This is a genomic window from Dyella flagellata (assembly GCF_030160275.1).
GTDB lineage: Bacteria > Pseudomonadota > Gammaproteobacteria > Xanthomonadales > Rhodanobacteraceae > Dyella_B > Dyella_B flagellata.
The window spans coordinates 1-16,081 of sequence record NZ_BSOA01000052.1; the positions used below are offsets into that span (position 1 = coordinate 1).

The window sequence follows — 16,081 nt, forward strand, 5'->3', positions numbered from 1 at the left end:
AAATCCTGCTCCAGGACCGAGCAGGATTTGCGAAACCCAGCTGAGACTCGACGCTAATCAGGCTGCCTGCAGGGGAGGGCTGGGGTGGGGTTGTACGAGCTTGCCGCACCGTTGAAGTTCACCGCGCGGTTGCTTCACCCCACTCCAGCCCTCCCCTACTACACGTAGGGGAGGGAGCAAGTACTCGCCAGCTGACACATAGCACTCAGGTGCACGTAGGGGAGGCGGCAGGTCGCGACAGGGTGTAGGCTAGGATTGCGATGCCGGCATCGGAATGCCGGGTGGAAAGCTGGGAATGCCATCTCAGCCAGCGTACTTGCCTCTCCCGTTGATCGACACCAACACGCCACGCTTTGCGAATGCGGGTGCGGCGAGTATCCTGAACGGAAAACCACCCTTCGCCTACGGACCATGAGCCAACAGACTGTCCTGGTCATCGACGACGAACGCGACATCCGCGAGCTGCTGACGATCACGCTCGGCCGCATGGACCTGAAGGTCGATGCCGTCGGTACGGTCGCGGAAGCGCGTCAGGCGCTTTCTGAACGCAGCTACGACCTGTGTTTCACCGACATGCGCCTGCCCGATGGCAGCGGTCAGGAAATCATCGAGCTGATCGCGACCGAGCATGACGAAACCCCGGTGGCGATGATCACCGCCTACGGCAACGTTGACGCCGCCGTCACGGCGCTGAAGGCCGGCGCCTTCGATTTCGTCTCCAAGCCGGTGGACATCCAGATGCTGCGCCGGCTGGTGCGCACCGCGCTGAAGCTGGCCGAAGAAAAGCGCACCGGCGGCGGTGCCAGCCCGGCCGCATCCAGTTCGGGCGAACGGCTGATCGGCGACTCGTCCGCCATGCAGCAGGTGCGCAACACCATCACCAAGCTGGCCCGCAACCAGGCTCCGGTCTACATCGCCGGCGAATCGGGAGTGGGCAAGGAGCTGGTGGCGCGCCTGATCCACGAACTGGGTCCACGCGCCAGCGGGCCGTTCGTGCCGGTGAACTGCGGCGCGATTCCCTCCGAACTGATGGAAAGCGAATTCTTCGGCCACCGCAAAGGCAGCTTCACCGGCGCGGTCGCCGACAAGGAAGGCCTGTTCCAGGCCGCGCACGGCGGCACCTTGTTTCTCGACGAGGTGGCCGAGCTGCCCTTGCACATGCAAGTAAAGCTGCTACGCGCGATCCAGGAGAAGGCCGTGCGCCCGATCGGCGCGCGCGAGGAAATCGCGGTGGACGTACGCATTCTTTCCGCCACGCACAAGAACCTTGCCGCGCTGGTGGACCAAGGCCAGTTCCGCCAGGACCTGTTCTACCGCATCAACGTGATCGAGCTGCGCGTACCGCCCTTGCGCGAACGCCGCGGCGACGTGCCGTTGCTGGCCGATTTCGTGCTGCGCCAGCTGGCAACGAAGAGCGGCGGCGGCGTACCTGTACGCCTGCTACCGGACGCACGCCAGGCGCTGGAGGACTACGACTTTCCAGGTAACGTGCGCGAACTGGAGAACATCCTCGAACGCGCCGTAGCCATGTGCGACGGCGACCGCATCGAGGCTAGCGACCTGATGCTGCCGCAGCGTCCCGCCCGCCAGATGGCGGAAGCGGTTGCTTCCACCCACAGTGGCCATCACGCGCAAACCACCTACGCGCCGTCGCATGCGCCCAATGGCACGCCGGCTACGCAAACGCCTTCCAGCGAATTGCCGCTGGACGACTACATCAGCAACCTCGAACGCAGCGCGATCATGAAAGCGCTGGAAGAATCGCGCTACAACAAGACGGCGGCCGCGCGGAAGCTGGGTATTACGTTCCGGGCGCTGCGCTACAAGCTGAAAAAGCTTGGGATTGATTGAAGAAGCATGCTGGGATTGTCATCCCAGCCTACGCCTCTCGCCTTGTGTGTAGGCTGGGATGTAATCCCAGCATCGGGGAGCGCGCAAAGCCGGGATTTTCAGCCACGTGCACCGTCTTCATTCAGATTTACAGGTCTGGTTTGATACATTCGGGCTACCGGTAGGGTAGCTACCATCAACCAGGGAAAACCTCATGTCATGCATGTCGCGCCAGCTTATTGGAAAAGCCGTATCTACCAGCCTGATCGCTTTTGCCTTTGCGTCCGCAGTCAACGCGCAGACCGCCGCACCAAGTGCCGATAGCAAGCCGGAGATGGGGCAAGCTTGGCCCAAGCATGCCCCCAACGTGAGCACAAACCCGAACTGGGACGTTTACGAGTTCCACACTCACGGCATCAAATATCTGCAATTCACTCGCAACGGCACCATCCATGCGGTGATCGGCATCGTCAACGGAGTTAGCTTCGCCGTGCCGATGGGCGTGGATGCGCAGAATGTCACGGAAACAACTGTGCCTGCGCCATCGGCAGCACAAGTGGTCTACAGCGATGCCAACACAACGGTAACCGCAACCCCGCAAGGCAATGGAGTCACTGTGTTCTCTGTAGATAACTGCCCCGCAGGTTGCAGCGGACCTGGCATTACTTCACAAATCAAGTAGCTCAGCTCACCCATAGGCGCACAGGGGCAGCATCGTCTGCGCTGGCCCGTGCGTCGTGCAATAGCACCGATAGACGTATCCGCTCGACGCCGCAATGGTAGTGCAGTTCACCATCAAAGATGCGTACCTGTTCCCGTAGCTGATCGCGATCAAGACCGCTGGCACCGAGCTTGGCAGTGAGACTTCGGCGACCTTCCGCGTCATGTATGGCACGCGCCACTTTGGCGTCGTCCATTACTCCCTCGATGCGCACCACTAGCCAACGCATACGATGAGTTTCGCCTCCGCGCAACGTCAAACGAATGCTTGAGCATGCCAAGCGGCCGCTGATATGCGCCACAGCCTCGCAAGCAGCACGATAGGCTGCGGCAAGCACCGCTGGTTGCATACGTGTGAACCCGCGACCTGTGATATGGCAACGATAAGCGATACCAGCATCATCCAAAGCGCGTCCAAGTGACTCTTGCAGCGCTGCAGGCAAGCCACGTTCGCGCCATGCGGTCGGATGGATGCTCTCGGCGAGCTGATGTATCTCCTGATGCGCAGACATTGCCTGTTGGTAAGAGGCTTCGTTTTCAATATAGGGGTGCAGGTGCTGCATTTGGCGTAACAGCCGGTTGAGCATGAGATGCAATCGTCCTGCAGAAATGTCCAGCGCCTGGGCAACATTTCGCAAGCGTTGCTCTCCTTGCTGATAGCTCTGTCGCGCCAAGTGGCGGTCGTCATTTGCACGCTGTCCCTGCAGTAGCTGTTCGCTGATGCGCGCACCCACCGCAAATAGGATCGTAATCGCCAGAGCCAGGAACACTTCAGTCTGTATCACGAATGGATCCGCTTGGAGCATCATTTGGCTGGGTAACACGCAGACTGCCCCAACAAGAGTGAAGGTACCTCCCAGGGCAGCTCCTCGCCATCCATGCCGTAAAGTGAGCCAGGCGACAGGCAGGAACATCGCCATCAGCACAAATTGCGCGTAATTCGGGCCGGAGCGGTTACTAAGCAATGCAAGCAATACCGTTATTGGCAGCAGAATCGTGAGGCCTTCAAGCAACAGGCGACTTTGGAGCCCGCGCCGGAGCTTTTCCCGCCACCGGCCTGGGCGCAGTTCAAAGCGAGCAATCAGTGGCCATGGCACTACCGCAAGCATGGCAAAGTAGAATCCTATAAAAAAGCAGCTGGCGATCCCCCATGTGGCCGGACTGGTGTTCGGCTGCAAATGCGCCAATGTCATCGCTATGCAAGTGTAGGCAGTCAACACAAGGGAAGTCGCTACCACGCCGACCAAAAGCGCCTTGATATTAATCAAGCGCTTGCTCGGGAAAAGCGCTAGGCGCGCACGGCAAAACCACACCACTGGCATCATGAAGACTAGGGGCGGAATCGACCGGAAGGCTACCCACAACGCCCCGAATTGTTCCAGGCACGGGTAGACAGCCAGAAAGTTGGGCACGAACTCACCAACAGCTAAAGCAGGCCAGTAGCGATAGGGCAAAAACAGGAGCCAGAGCAGCCGCAGTGCGGAGCCCAAGCCAAACTGCGGTGGAGAGAACGGATGTGCCGCTTCATAGGCAAGCGCGAATCCCAGCGCAACCGCGACCTGTTTCATCCATTCCATATGCCGCGATCCCTTTCCCATGCCTGGCGCCCTTTCCTGTGTGTTTTTTTCGCTTCCTCGATATGGCCTGACCGATCAAGCCATCTCATGATCTTTGTAGCTTAAACGTGAAAGCGCCGTATAACCGCAACTCGGACAAGTCCTATTGCATTGAACCGCGCTTTCAGAAGAAGCAGAGCGAGATCAATGCCGTGACTTCCCCTTGCCACCCTCGCGCAAGCTTTCGCGCACGGCATGCAGCAGTGCCCGCGTCCCCGCCGGCTTGTTCAAGCGCCGCACCCGGTTGCCATCGGGCATATGCAATTTCCCCGAGTCGCGCGGGTCGTCCGCGCGGCAAAGCACCACCACACCGCGGCGGTAGCCATATTGGCTCAAAGCCGCCAGCGTGCGTTCGCTGGTAAAGAGGCTCAGGTCGCCATCCATCACCACCAGGTCAGGCAGGCCGCAGGCTTCGATCCACTGCAACGCGGCGGTACCGCTCTGGCTGCAGTGCACTTCATAGCCCCAGGCGTCCAGCGTGTCGCTTAGCAGGGTAAGCTGGCCGGCCTCTTCCACCACCAGCAGCACATGCTCGGCATTGCCGTGCAGATTGGCGTCATTTTCGATCGACTCATCATCGGCGGTTTCATCGACCGCACGCACCAAGGGTATGTACATGTCGAAACAGCTGCCCTCTCCGACAATGCTATCCATGCGCATAACGCCACCGTGGCTGTAGACGATGCGACGGCACAAGTGCAAACCCAGGCCGGTGCCGTCATCCTTGGTGGTGAAGAACGGTTCGAAGATCCGCGCGCGCACTTCTTCGGTCATGCCCACGCCGGTATCGGCCACCGAAAAGCGCACGTATTCGCCAGGGATCGCCTCCTCGTGTTCGAGGAAAAAGCGCGCATCCAGTTTAGCCCTGCCGGTGGTCACACGCAGGATGCCGCCTTCGGGCATGGCCTGCATCGCATTGAGGCAAAGGTTGAGCAGGCACTGCTGCAACTCGGTGTGATTGCCTTCGAAGGTGAGCTGGGGATCGGTCACTTCGATATCCAGCGTCATCGTGCGCGGCACGCTGCCCTGCAACAACAGCGATAGCGCATCGATCAACGCCTTGACCTTCACCTGCTCGGCGCGGTGCGCACCACGTGCGAACGACAGCATGGACTGCACCATTTCCAGCCCGCGCCGCCCACAGTCGCGCACCAGAGCGCCGAGCCGCGCCAGGCGCGGATCGTCCTGGTAATCCTGCAGGCTTTCGCCGGCCAGCAACAGCGGCTGCAGCAGATTGCGCAAGTCATGGCTCAAGCCGCCAGCCAGCATGGCCAGGCTTTCAAAGCGCTGGATGCGGATCAGCTCCGCCTCCGCCCGGGCACGCGCCCGTTGTTCGTCCGCCTCGCGTAGCGCTCGACGCACGGCGCTGGCCAGCCGCGCCGGATTCTGCTTGAGGATGTAATCGGTGGCGCCTTCACGCAGCGCCGCGATGGCCGCTTCCTCGCCCAGCGTGGCCGATACATAGATGAACGGTATGTCCTGGCTATGGTCGCGCAGCAGCTCCAGCGCGCGCTGCCCCGAGAAGCCGGGCATGCTCAGGTCCGATAGCACGATATGCGGCTTGAACGACTTCAACGTCTCCACATACGACGGCTCATCGTCGACCAGGCGCACCTCATAGTCGATACCGTCGGCCTGCAGTTCGGTCAGCATCAGCTCCGCATCGAGCGGGCTGTCCTCGACCTGCAGCACCCGTATCCGGGGCAACGTACGTTGTTGACTGGACTTGTCCGGCATTCGAAAGGCTTTCCAAGTGACGTGACCATCATATTTCAATCGGGCGCGGCAAAAAGCAAAGCATGTAGGCTGGGATGACCATCCCAGCCTCGGGATCTGGCATGCATGGAACTGCTGGGATGGTCATCCCAGCCTACGCTCGCCCTAGCCCGGCTCCGGCGCCTGATTGAGCAGGGCCCAGAACTGGCCGAGGGTACGCACCGCCTGGAAAAACTGCTCCACGTCCACGGGCTTGATCACGTAAGCGTTTACCCCCAGGTCCCAGCTGCGCGCCAGATCGCTCTCCTCGCGTGAGGAGGACAGGATCACCACCGGCATGAGGCGAAAACGCTCGTCCGAACGCATCTTGGTGAGCACGTCCAAGCCGTTCATGCGGGGCATCTTGATGTCTAGCAGCATGACGACCGGCTCGTCATCCTCGCGGCCCGCGAAAGCGCCGCGCGCGTACAACCAGTCGAGGCAATCCACCCCGTCCTCCAGGTGAATCACCGGATTGGCCAGGTGCGCCTGGCGCAAGGCCTCCAGCGTCATCTCGGCGTCGACGGGGCTGTCTTCAACCAGCAGGATGGGGCGCAGGACCGGCGGCTTCATGGCGATGGCGGTGGGGGTTCGATGGCCGATAGGGTGAAGTGGAAGCGCGCGCCATGTCCCGGTTCGCCTTCTGCCCAGACGCGACCGCCGTGACGCATCACGATGCGCCGCACGTTGGCCAGGCCGATGCCGTTGCCGGGAAACTCGCTGGCTTTGTGCAGCCGCTGAAATACACCAAAAAGTTTGTCGACATAGCGCATATCGAAGCCGGCGCCATCGTCCGCGACGATGAATTCGTGATCGCCGTCATCCTCGTGCCGCACCGAAATGTCGATATGTGCGATCTCGCGCTGGCCGGTGTACTTCACCGCATTGCCGATCAGGTTCTGCCAGACCGTGCGCAGCATGTTTTCGTCGCCCACCACGGTTGGCAGCGCATCGGTGCGCCAGATGATCCTCCGCCCGGGCGCTTCCGCTTCGGCCAGGGCGCAGGTCTCCGCCACCAGCGCCCGCATGTCCACGGCCTGCAGGCGCAACGCGCCACGGCCCAGGCGCGAGAACACCAGCAGGTCTTCGATCAGTTGCGCCATGCGGTGCGAGGCATCACGCACCACCCCGAGGTAATGGCGGGTGGTGGTGTCCGCCTGCTCGCCGAGGTGGTCTTCCAGCTTCTGCGCGAACGCCGTGATGTGCCGCAGCGGCGCGCGCAGATCGTGGGATACCGAATAGCTGAACGCCTCCAGCTCGCGGTTGACGTCGGAAATCTGCGCCACCTTGTTTTCCAGCTGGTGGTTGAGTTCCTTCACCTGCTGCTCGACCAGCGCACGTGCGGTGACATCGCTAACCGTCAGTAGCAAGACGGGGCTGTCACTGTCCTGTTGCTGCAGGCGGCGCGCATTGATCACCACGTGCCGCTCGACGCCGTCGATGGTGCGCTGGGTAAGCTCGAAATCCCATAGCTCGCGGTCGCGCAGCAGCACGTCACGCAGGCGTTGCAGCAGCACTTCGTCCGCCCATGCACCCTGGCCGATATCTTCCAGGTATTCCGCGCGGCTTTCTTCGGAGACGCCGTACAGCTCGCTGAAGGCCGCATTCACCAGCAAGCTGCGCAGGTTATGGTCGAGCAGCGCGATCGGTTCGCGCACCGCCTGCAAAATCATCTGCGAACGCTGCACCGCCTGCCGTTCGCGCACCTCGGCCCGCAAGCGGCGGCCGATCTGCCGTTCGGAGACGATCACCACGATCATCAACATCAGCAGCTGCGCCGCGGAGGTCAGGGTAAGCACCAGGAGGCTGTCATGCGATTGCTTGCGGGCTGCTTCGCGGCGTTGCCGCAGCGACTGCTCTGCGCCAGCGACAACCTTGTCGGCCACTTCATCGACGTGGAACAGCGCATCGGCGTCGCGCAAGGCCTGTTCCGCACCGGCACGATCGTTGTGCTGAAAACGCTGCAATGCTTGATGCAACAGCGCCAGACGGCCGTTCTCCACCACGCTCAGCTGCTCGACCAGGTGCTGCTGTATGGCGTTGTCGGCCGTGATGCGGCGCAATTCGTCCAGCAGGCCGGGGATCTCGTTTTCAGCACCCAACGCCGCCGCCTCCGCGCGGCTGGACGGGTCATCCGCCAGCAGATGCTGGATCGCCGATTCGGCCGCGTGGGTCCGATCGGCGACGCGATAGACCAGCGCCTGGACTTCGGCGGAGCGCGTCACCAGCTCGCCGGCCTGGAAGGACTCGTTGGAACTGCCCCGCGTGATCATGTAGGGCAGCGCGACGATCACCAGCACCGCAAGCAACAGGCCGCCGGTGCGCCAAGGCATCGCCACTTGTCGCACTGCCCCTGAAATCATTGGCCGCCCTTGGTCCGTCGTTTCGGCATGATGCATGCATTCTGCGCATGTTTTACGCTCACTGACTAGTGCGATAGCTCAGCGCCTACGTAAAGACTCGTTACGCAACTGCCGATTCGCCATTCGCGGCACCAGCGATGCCCGTCCTGGACAAAAAGGGCAGCCGCTATCAAAGAATCAGACGGAAAGCCCAGCGCAAACCCCACCCTTGGACAGTAGAACCGCTCGGTTTCGGTTCCGCTCGCGCGACATCGCCCCAGCCCTCTCCTCGCCTCAATCCAGGGAAGTGCGTAGGCTGGGATGGCAATCCCAGCAGCCAGGAAGCGGCAAGGGAAGCTGGGATTGTCATCCCAGCCTACGACGCGAAACATCGCGCAAGGCGCCTGGCCGGGACTTGCGCCGCTCAGGCGCCAGAGCGTTACCGGTAGGGACTCATCGCCGCAGGCCGGGCCGAAACAGCCTTGCCCCAGTCTTTGTTCGGCTGCGCCTGCATCGTGAAATGCAGCTCGCCGCCGGCCAGGATATCTGCGTGCTTCAGGTACACGCGGTCCAGCGGCTTGCCGTTGAGCGTGACCTGGCCAACGTAAGGATGGGCGTCGTCCAATGGCGCGGCGCTGACCGTGAAGCTGCGGCCGTTACCTAGATGTAGCGTCGCGCGCGGCACGAACGGCCGGCCGATGGCGTATTCGTCGCTGGCAGGCGTGACCGGATAGAAACCCAGCGCGGTGAAGATGTACCAGGCGGACATCTGGCCCAGATCGTCATTGCCGATCAGCCCCGCCGGGCCGGGACCGTATTCGTTGTCCATGATCTGCTTCAACCTGGCTTGGGTCTTCCACGCCTCGCCAGCGTAGTCGTACAGGTAGGCGATGTGATGGCTGGGCTCGTTGCCGTGCGCATACCAGCCGATCAGGCCGGTAATGTCCTCCACGTTCTTGAAGATGGAGGGATCGACCTTGGCGTCGAACAATTCGTCCAGCTTGTGCGTAAAGGCCTCATCGCCCCCCATTGCGGTGATCAGCCCGGCCACGTCCTGCGGCACGTACCAGGAGTACTGCCAGGCGTTGGCTTCGGTGTAGTCATCACCGTAACCGGCGCTGGTGGGATCGAACGGCTCGCGGAACGGGCCGGTAGAGAGGCGCGCGCGCATGAAACCGGTTTTCGGGTCCCACACATTGCGCCAGTTGCCGGCACGTTTCTCGAAGCGGTCGTAGATGTCGCGCTTGCCCATGGCCTTGGCCATCTGCGCAATGGCCCAGTCGTCATAGGCGTATTCCTGGGTCTTGGAGCCGCCCTCCACTTCCTTGTCGATCGGCACGTAGCCGAGCTTCATGTAATCGGCCAGGTCGCCGTAGTCGCCATAGGTGGCGGTGGACACCATCGCCCGCATGGCTTTATCGGCGTCGTAACCGCGAACGCCCTTGATGTACGCATCGGCAATGATCGCCACCGCGTGGTAGCCGGTCATGCACCAGGTTTCCAGGCCCTGGTAGGCCCATACCGGCAACATGCCGAACGGACTGGCTTGTTGCGATGCGATCAGCGAACGCACGAAATCCACGCTGCGATCCGGATGCAGCAGGATCATCAGCGGTTGTTGCGCACGATAAACGTCCCAGATCGACCAGCTCGAATAGAAATCGAAGCCGTCGGCGCGATGCACCTGGTGGTCCGGTCCGCGATAGTCGCCGTTCACGTCCATGCTGAGGCTCGGCGATATCAGCGCGTGATAAAGCGCGGTATAGAACTGCGTGCGCAGGGTTTTGGAGCCATCTACGTCGATTGCCGCAAGCGCCTTGTTCCAGTCCGCCATGGCGGCGTAGCGCTGGGCATCGAAATCCCAGCCCTTGCCATCCTGGTCGAGGTTGGCCACCGCATTGGCCTCGCTTACCGGCGAAATGGCCACCTTCACCATCAACGGCGCCTTGAGTTGGCCGAAGTCGAACACGCCGACGAGCGCGCGACCGTTCTCGGCGTTCTGGTCCTGCGGCTGATAGCCCGGCCCCTTGAAGCCCTTGTAGACCAGATCGGTTTCGCGGTTGTAAAGCTCGCGCGAGACCATCGGCTGGTTGAAGCGCATGGCGAAGCACAGCTCGCGCCCCGGCGCCCAGCCGCGCGTGGTGCGGCAACCGGTAACGGTGCCGTCCGCGTGCACTTGCAGACTCGACCACAACACCTTGCCTGGGTAGTCGTAGATGCTGGGACGAAGATCGAGCAAGACATGCGCCGGCTTGGCTACCGGGAAGCTATAGCGATGCCAGCCGACGCGGCGGTTGGCGGTCAGTTCAGCGCGCACGCCGTAGTCGCTTAGCGTCACCGCGTAGTAGCCGGCTTGTTCCACTTCGCTCGCGTGGTCGAAGCGCGAGCGATAGCCGCTGCCCGGCACTTTCTCGTCGCCCGGGTCGAGCTTCACCTCACCGGCGATCGGCATCACCAGCACGTCGCCCAGATCCGAGTGGCCGGAGCCGGAGAAGTGCGTGTGCGAGAAACCCATGATGGTGGGGTCGTTGTACTGGTAACCCGCCGCCCATTTATAGGCATGCCGAAAATCCGGCATCGCCGTATCGGGCGAGAGCTGGATCATGCCGAACGGCACCGTGGCCCCCGGGAACACATGGCCATCGCCGCCGGTGCCGATGCGCGGATCGACTTCGGGCGCATGCGACCCTGTGGCCCGGGCCGCTGGCAGCAGGGTCACGGCCGCTAGCAGCGCCAAGGAGAGACCGGAACGGAGCAGGCGATGGTTCATTGCATGGTGGCCTGTTAATGTGTTCGGTTGAAGCGGGCTGGGGAGCCCGCACAAACCCCATTCAGTGCCGAGGCAAGGCCAGAAGTGGGGTCTGACGGTTTGGATCGTTCCAAGGCGTCGGAAGCTAGCACTGGGGGCGGAGGCTTGGCATGCTGCACTGCAGGATCACGACTTCGCTGGTTCGGGTACATTTGGATCGTTACAAAAGGCGAGGTTCTGGCATAAATGGGGAACACACCGCCGGTCGGCCGTAAGGTCACCCTGAGCGATATTGCCGCGGGCTGCGACGTCTCCCGCGCTACCGTTTCGCTGGTCCTGCGGGGCAGCCCGCTGGTCAACAAGCACACGCGTGCCCGCGTCGAGGAGGAATTGCGACGCCAGGGCTACGTGTACAACCGGGCTGCCGCGAATCTGCGACGGCGTACGTCGTCGAGCATCGCGCTGGTACTCAATGACCTGGCCAACCCCTTTTTCGCGGAATTCGCCGCGGGTGTGGACGAGGTGCTGGGGGATACCGGCTTCGTGACCCTGCTGGGCAGTACCAGCGAATCGACCGAACGCGAACTCGCCGTGCTCTCCTCGCTGATGGAGCACGGGCCGGCCGGCATCATCCTTTCGCCTGCCGAGGGCAGTGACGCTCAGCAGATTCTCTCCGCCGTGGGCGGGGTGACGCCGCTGCTGCTGTTCAACCGCGAAGTGAGCGGCGATGTGGCTGCATGCGACCACTGGGATCGCCTGTTCCTGGACAACCAGCGCGGCGCGCGCCTGGCCACCGAGCACCTGATTGCCCAGGGCCACAAGCGCATCGCGTTCTACGGCGGGCACCTGGGTTCCAGCTCGTGCCGTCAGCGTCGCGCGGGCTATACCGAAGCCATGAAGGCTGCCGGCCTGAGCGTGGAACCGAGCTGGATGGTGGAATGCATTCCCAATCGCCTGGACGCGGTGGCGCAGAGCGACCGGCTGTTCCAAGGCAAGACCGCCCCCACCGCCGCCGTCTGCTACAACGATGCGGTGGCGCTGGGCCTGATGCTGGGCCTGCACCAGCATGGCCTGCAGCCGGGCCGCGACTTCGCCCTTACCGGTTTCGACGACATCGCCGAGGCCGCTGTCAGCGCTCCGCCTTTGACCACTCTTGCGGTGACGCCTCGCGACCGCGGCAGGCAGGCCGCGGAACTGATCCTTCAGCGCGTCAAGGATCCCTCCCCTCCTCCACGTCAAACCATTGCTCCCGTGCAACTGCTGATACGCGCAAGCAGTTGCCCGCCGCACGTCTGATCACCGGACTCCATCATGGCCTTTACCGCAGCAACACCGCCGTCCTCGCGCTCGTCGACGGTTTCCACCGATAGCCGCTATACCTATTACCCGCTCGCGCTGACCGTCATCACGACGGTGTTTTTCATGTGGGGCTTTCTCACCTGCCTCAACGATATTCTGATACCGCATCTGAAAGCGGTGTTCGAGCTGAACTACGCGCAAGCGATGCTGGTGCAGTTCACCTTCTTCGGCACGTATTTCCTGCTGTCGCTACCCGCCGGCTGGGTGGTGGGCAGGCTTGGCTACAAAAAAAGCATCGTGGCCGGGCTGGTGATTGCTGGCGTCGGCGCGCTGGGTTTCTGGCCGGCTGCGGGCTTGCGCTGGTATCCGGCGTTTCTCGGCGCGCTGTTCGTACTCGCTTCCGGCATCACGCTGCTACAGGTAGCTGCCAATCCGTACGTCGCGCTACTGGGACCGGAGAGAACCAGTTCCAGCCGCCTTACGTTGGCGCAAGCATTGAATTCCCTCGGTACCACCATCGCGCCCTATTTCGGCAGTTTGCTGATTCTTTCCACCCAGGTGAAGAGCTCTACCCAACTCGCCAGCCTGGCGATGAAAGAACAGTTGCTCTACCGTGCGCAGGAAGCCCACTCGGTACAGATGCCCTACCTCGGCCTGGCTGTAGTGCTGGCCTTGCTGGCGCTGTTCGTATGGCTGTTCCGCTTGCCTGCTTTGGAAGAAAGCACAATCAAGGCCGATACCGGACACCACACCCTGCTCGATGCCCTGCGTTATCCCCATGTCCTGTTCGGTGTACTCGCCATCTTCTTTTACGTGGGCGCGGAGGTATCGATCGGCAGCTTCCTGGTCAATTACATCTCCCAACCGGATATCGGTCACATGAGCGAGCAGGAAGCCGCGCGCTACGTCATGGTCTATTGGGGTGGGGCCATGGTCGGACGCTTCCTTGGCTCCTTCCTGCTGGCTGCTTTCTCGCCGCGCAAACTGCTGGCGATCTTCTCCGTGGTCAACGTGCTGCTGCTCATCGCCACCATGACATCCGGTGGGACTGTTTCGATGTACAGCGTGGTCGCCATCGGGTTGTTCAATTCGATCATGTTCCCGACCATCTTTTCGCTCGGCATCGAGCGTATGGGTCCACTGACCGGCAAAGCATCGAGCCTGTTGATCATGGCAATCGTCGGTGGCGCGATAGTGCCCTCGCTGCAAGGCATGCTCGCGGACACTATCGGCATCCAGCACGCGTTCGTGCTGCCAACGCTGTGCTATGCGTACATCGTGTTCTACGGCCTGCGCGGTTCAAACATTCGCAACGCTCCGGTCAGCGCCCAATAAAACAAAACATGTCCCCTCTCCCGATGGAGAGGGGGTTGGAGTGAAGGGCCAGGCTCACCGATCGTCCGAAGCCCGCTTTGATCTCGATGGGCCGCTGCCCGGCCGCTCCCTTGAAGAAAACAAAACCATTGCTTGGGGTCCTTTGATGAAACGTTCCATCCTCTGCTTCGGCGAGGCCTTGATCGATATGCACGGCGAAGGCGGTGATGGCCACGGCTTTGCGCGCCATTTCATTCCCTTCGCCGGAGGCGCACCGGCCAACGTGGCGGTTGCCGTAGCCAAGCTCGGCAGCCATGCCCGTTTTGCCGGCATGCTTGGCCTCGACCGCTTCGGCGACTTCCTGTTGCACAGCCTGCAACAGGCTGGCGTAGATACTGCCGACGTCGTGCGCACTGGCGAAGCGAACACTGCACTGGCCTTCGTTACACTGGATGGGCGCGGCGAACGCAGCTTTGCGTTCTACCGGCCACCGTCAGCCGACCTGCTGTTTCGCATCGAGCACTACCGTCCGCAGACATTCCATGACACCGCGGTCTTCCACATCTGCTCCAACAGCATGACCGATCCGGATCTGGCCGAGGTCACCCTCACCGGCATGCGGCGCGCGCGGCAGGCCGGCGCGCTGGTGAGCTTCGACCTGAACTTACGCCCCGCCTTGTGGCCGCTGGGCGTCGACCCCCGCCCGCACGTGTGGCCCGCATTGCTGCTGGCCGACGTAGTGAAGCTCAGTGCCGAGGAATACGACTGGCTGGCCAACGAGGGTGAAGAGGCGATGCTCGAACGCCTGTGGAGCGGCAATGCGCGCTTGCTGATCGTTACCGACGGCTCGCAACCGCTACGCTGGTTCCATCCTGATGCGGAAGGCGAATTACCCTGCTACGACGTCCCGATGGTCGACAGCACCGGCGCGGGCGACGCCTTCGTCGGAGGCCTGCTATACCAGTTCGCCGAAATGAACCTCACTGCCGCCAACCTCGACGCCTGGGTGGCAACGCTGCCACGCCTGCACGCCGCACTGCGTTTTGCCAGCGCCTGTGGTGCCGTTGCGGTAACCCGGCACGGCTCGTTTGCGGCCATGCCGCACGCCAGCGAGGTAGAACAATTCATGGAGACTTACGCATGACCGCGCCGTCCCACCCGGACTTCCGTTCCGAAACCTTCCTGCGCGGGCATATCGGGCAGACCATGGCGTTCTACCACCCGCGCGCAATCGATCAGGCCGGCGGTTTCTTCCACTATTTCCTTGACGACGGCACCGTCTACGACGCCAGCCATCGCCATCTGGTGAGCAGCACCCGCTTTGTTTTCAACTACGCCATGGCCGCGATTGAATTCGGCAGCCCCGAATACCTCGACGCCGTACATCATGGCTTGCGCTATCTGCGCGACGTGCATCGGGACGCCGCCACCGGCGGTTATGCATGGACCCTTCGCGACGGCAAACCGGAAGACCGCACCAATCATTGCTACGGCGTCGCCTTCGTCCTGCTCGCCTATTCAATGGCCTTGAAAGCCGGTATCCAGGAAGCCGCCGCTTGGATGGATGAGACCTGGCAGCTGCTGGAAAAGCATTACTGGGACGCGCAGGCGGAGCTGTATCGCGATGAAGCCGATCCCGCCTGGCACTTCAGCACCTATCGCGGCCAGAACGCCAACATGCACATGTGCGAGGCGATGCTTGCCGCGTATCAGGCCAGCAAGCAAACGCGCTACCTCGATCGCGCATTCACGCTGGCGCGCGTCATGACGCAGCGCCAGGCGAAGCTTGCAGACGGCCTGGTGTGGGAGCACTACCATCAGGACTGGAGCATCGACTGGGATTACCACCGCGACGACCCCAAGCACCTGTTCCGTCCCTGGGGCTTCCAGCCCGGCCATCAGACCGAGTGGGCCAAGCTGCTGATGATCATGGAGCCGCTGCTCAAGCAACAAGGCCAGCACGAAGCTTGGATCCTGCCTACCGCACAGCACCTGTTCGACACCGCGCTGGCGCACGCCTGGGACCCGGTGCACGGAGGCATTTGCTATGGCTTCGCGCCGGACGGCAGCGTCTGCGACGGCGACAAATACTTCTGGGTGCAAGCCGAATCGCTGGCTGCCGCCGCACTGTTACATGCACGCACGGGGGACGCGAAATACGACGACTGGTACACGAAACTGTGGTCCTACTCGTGGGAGCACTTCATCGATCACCAGCACGGCGCGTGGTACCGCATCCTTAGCCAAGACAACAAGAAATACAGCGACGAGAAGAGCCCCGCCGGCAAGGTTGACTACCACACCATGGGCGCCTGCTATGAAGTGATGGCACTGCTGCGCCATGACGGCAAGCCCTGAAAAGCCATACCTATCCGGACCGCCTCCCTGGGGCCGGTGCAAACAAGCCCGCGTTTTGCGGGCTTTTTTGTATCCGAAAAATGTTGCGCCGCAGCTTG

At 62.1% G+C, this 16,081-nt stretch carries 11 protein-coding genes; 6 read left to right on the plus strand and 5 right to left on the minus strand.

Annotation, left to right across the window (positions count from 1 at the left end; genetic code table 11):
• Nucleotides 1-411: 411 nt before the first annotated feature.
• Together QQJ96_RS22190 and QQJ96_RS22195 are read left to right on the plus strand one after the other, a co-directional pair.
• Entirely contained in the window at nucleotides 412-1,851 is a 1,440-nt protein-coding gene (locus QQJ96_RS22190) for a sigma-54-dependent transcriptional regulator (RefSeq protein WP_284334225.1), read from the plus strand.
• Nucleotides 1,852-2,044: 193 nt separating this feature from the next.
• A complete protein-coding gene (locus QQJ96_RS22195) occupies nucleotides 2,045-2,512 on the plus strand; it encodes a hypothetical protein (protein WP_284334226.1) in 468 nt (155 codons plus the stop codon).
• 1 nt (nucleotide 2,513) lies between these two features.
• Here QQJ96_RS22195 and QQJ96_RS22200 read toward each other — a convergent pair whose 3' ends face one another.
• The 5 genes from QQJ96_RS22200 to QQJ96_RS22220 all read right to left on the minus strand — a co-directional run bounded on the left by QQJ96_RS22200 (nucleotide 2,514) and on the right by QQJ96_RS22220 (nucleotide 11,033).
• The gene (locus tag QQJ96_RS22200; RefSeq protein WP_284334227.1) at nucleotides 2,514-4,127 is read right to left on the minus strand and encodes an MASE1 domain-containing protein; all 1,614 of its coding nucleotides are present in this window, start codon (nucleotides 4,125-4,127) and stop codon (nucleotides 2,514-2,516) included.
• 183 nt (nucleotides 4,128-4,310) lie between these two features.
• Entirely contained in the window at nucleotides 4,311-5,903 is a 1,593-nt protein-coding gene (locus QQJ96_RS22205) for a sensor histidine kinase (protein WP_284334228.1), read from the minus strand.
• A gap of 144 nt (nucleotides 5,904-6,047) precedes the next feature.
• Entirely contained in the window at nucleotides 6,048-6,494 is a 447-nt protein-coding gene (locus QQJ96_RS22210) for a response regulator (RefSeq protein ID WP_284334229.1), read from the minus strand.
• Entirely contained in the window at nucleotides 6,491-8,254 is a 1,764-nt protein-coding gene (locus QQJ96_RS22215) for a sensor histidine kinase (protein ID WP_284334230.1), read from the minus strand. The genes QQJ96_RS22210 and QQJ96_RS22215 overlap by 4 nt, the downstream gene beginning before the upstream one ends.
• A gap of 448 nt (nucleotides 8,255-8,702) precedes the next feature.
• Nucleotides 8,703-11,033, minus strand: a complete 2,331-nt coding sequence (locus QQJ96_RS22220; RefSeq protein ID WP_284334231.1) for a GH92 family glycosyl hydrolase — start codon at nucleotides 11,031-11,033, stop codon at nucleotides 8,703-8,705.
• 225 nt (nucleotides 11,034-11,258) lie between these two features.
• On the opposite strand from QQJ96_RS22220, the gene QQJ96_RS22225 reads away from it, so the two are divergent.
• The 4 genes from QQJ96_RS22225 to QQJ96_RS22240 all read left to right on the plus strand — a co-directional run bounded on the left by QQJ96_RS22225 (nucleotide 11,259) and on the right by QQJ96_RS22240 (nucleotide 15,983).
• The gene (locus QQJ96_RS22225) at nucleotides 11,259-12,308 is read left to right on the plus strand and encodes a LacI family DNA-binding transcriptional regulator (protein WP_284334232.1); all 1,050 of its coding nucleotides are present in this window, start codon (nucleotides 11,259-11,261) and stop codon (nucleotides 12,306-12,308) included.
• A 15-nt stretch (nucleotides 12,309-12,323) separates the two neighbouring features.
• Entirely contained in the window at nucleotides 12,324-13,646 is a 1,323-nt protein-coding gene (gene fucP, locus QQJ96_RS22230) for an L-fucose:H+ symporter permease (RefSeq protein WP_284334233.1), read from the plus strand.
• Nucleotides 13,647-13,791: 145 nt separating this feature from the next.
• Entirely contained in the window at nucleotides 13,792-14,769 is a 978-nt protein-coding gene (locus QQJ96_RS22235) for a carbohydrate kinase family protein (protein WP_284334234.1), read from the plus strand.
• Entirely contained in the window at nucleotides 14,766-15,983 is a 1,218-nt protein-coding gene (locus QQJ96_RS22240) for an AGE family epimerase/isomerase (RefSeq protein ID WP_284334235.1), read from the plus strand. Before QQJ96_RS22235 ends, QQJ96_RS22240 begins: the two co-directional genes overlap by 4 nt.
• Nucleotides 15,984-16,081: the final 98 nt, after the last annotated feature.

What these genes read in the sequence shown, in the direction of transcription:
- QQJ96_RS22190 (WP_284334225.1), top strand. Translation starts at nt 412, where the DNA reads ATGAGCCAACAGACTGTCCTGGTCATCGACGACGAACGCGACATCCGC.
- QQJ96_RS22195 (WP_284334226.1), top strand. Translation starts at nt 2,045, where the DNA reads ATGTCATGCATGTCGCGCCAGCTTATTGGAAAAGCCGTATCTACCAGC.
- QQJ96_RS22200 (WP_284334227.1), bottom strand. Translation starts at nt 4,127, where the DNA reads ATGGAATGGATGAAACAGGTCGCGGTTGCGCTGGGATTCGCGCTTGCC.
- QQJ96_RS22205 (WP_284334228.1), bottom strand. Translation starts at nt 5,903, where the DNA reads ATGCCGGACAAGTCCAGTCAACAACGTACGTTGCCCCGGATACGGGTG.
- QQJ96_RS22210 (WP_284334229.1), bottom strand. Translation starts at nt 6,494, where the DNA reads ATGAAGCCGCCGGTCCTGCGCCCCATCCTGCTGGTTGAAGACAGCCCC.
- QQJ96_RS22215 (WP_284334230.1), bottom strand. Translation starts at nt 8,254, where the DNA reads ATGCCTTGGCGCACCGGCGGCCTGTTGCTTGCGGTGCTGGTGATCGTC.
- QQJ96_RS22220 (WP_284334231.1), bottom strand. Translation starts at nt 11,033, where the DNA reads ATGAACCATCGCCTGCTCCGTTCCGGTCTCTCCTTGGCGCTGCTAGCG.
- QQJ96_RS22225 (WP_284334232.1), top strand. Translation starts at nt 11,259, where the DNA reads ATGGGGAACACACCGCCGGTCGGCCGTAAGGTCACCCTGAGCGATATT.
- fucP (WP_284334233.1), top strand. Translation starts at nt 12,324, where the DNA reads ATGGCCTTTACCGCAGCAACACCGCCGTCCTCGCGCTCGTCGACGGTT.
- QQJ96_RS22235 (WP_284334234.1), top strand. Translation starts at nt 13,792, where the DNA reads ATGAAACGTTCCATCCTCTGCTTCGGCGAGGCCTTGATCGATATGCAC.
- QQJ96_RS22240 (WP_284334235.1), top strand. Translation starts at nt 14,766, where the DNA reads ATGACCGCGCCGTCCCACCCGGACTTCCGTTCCGAAACCTTCCTGCGC.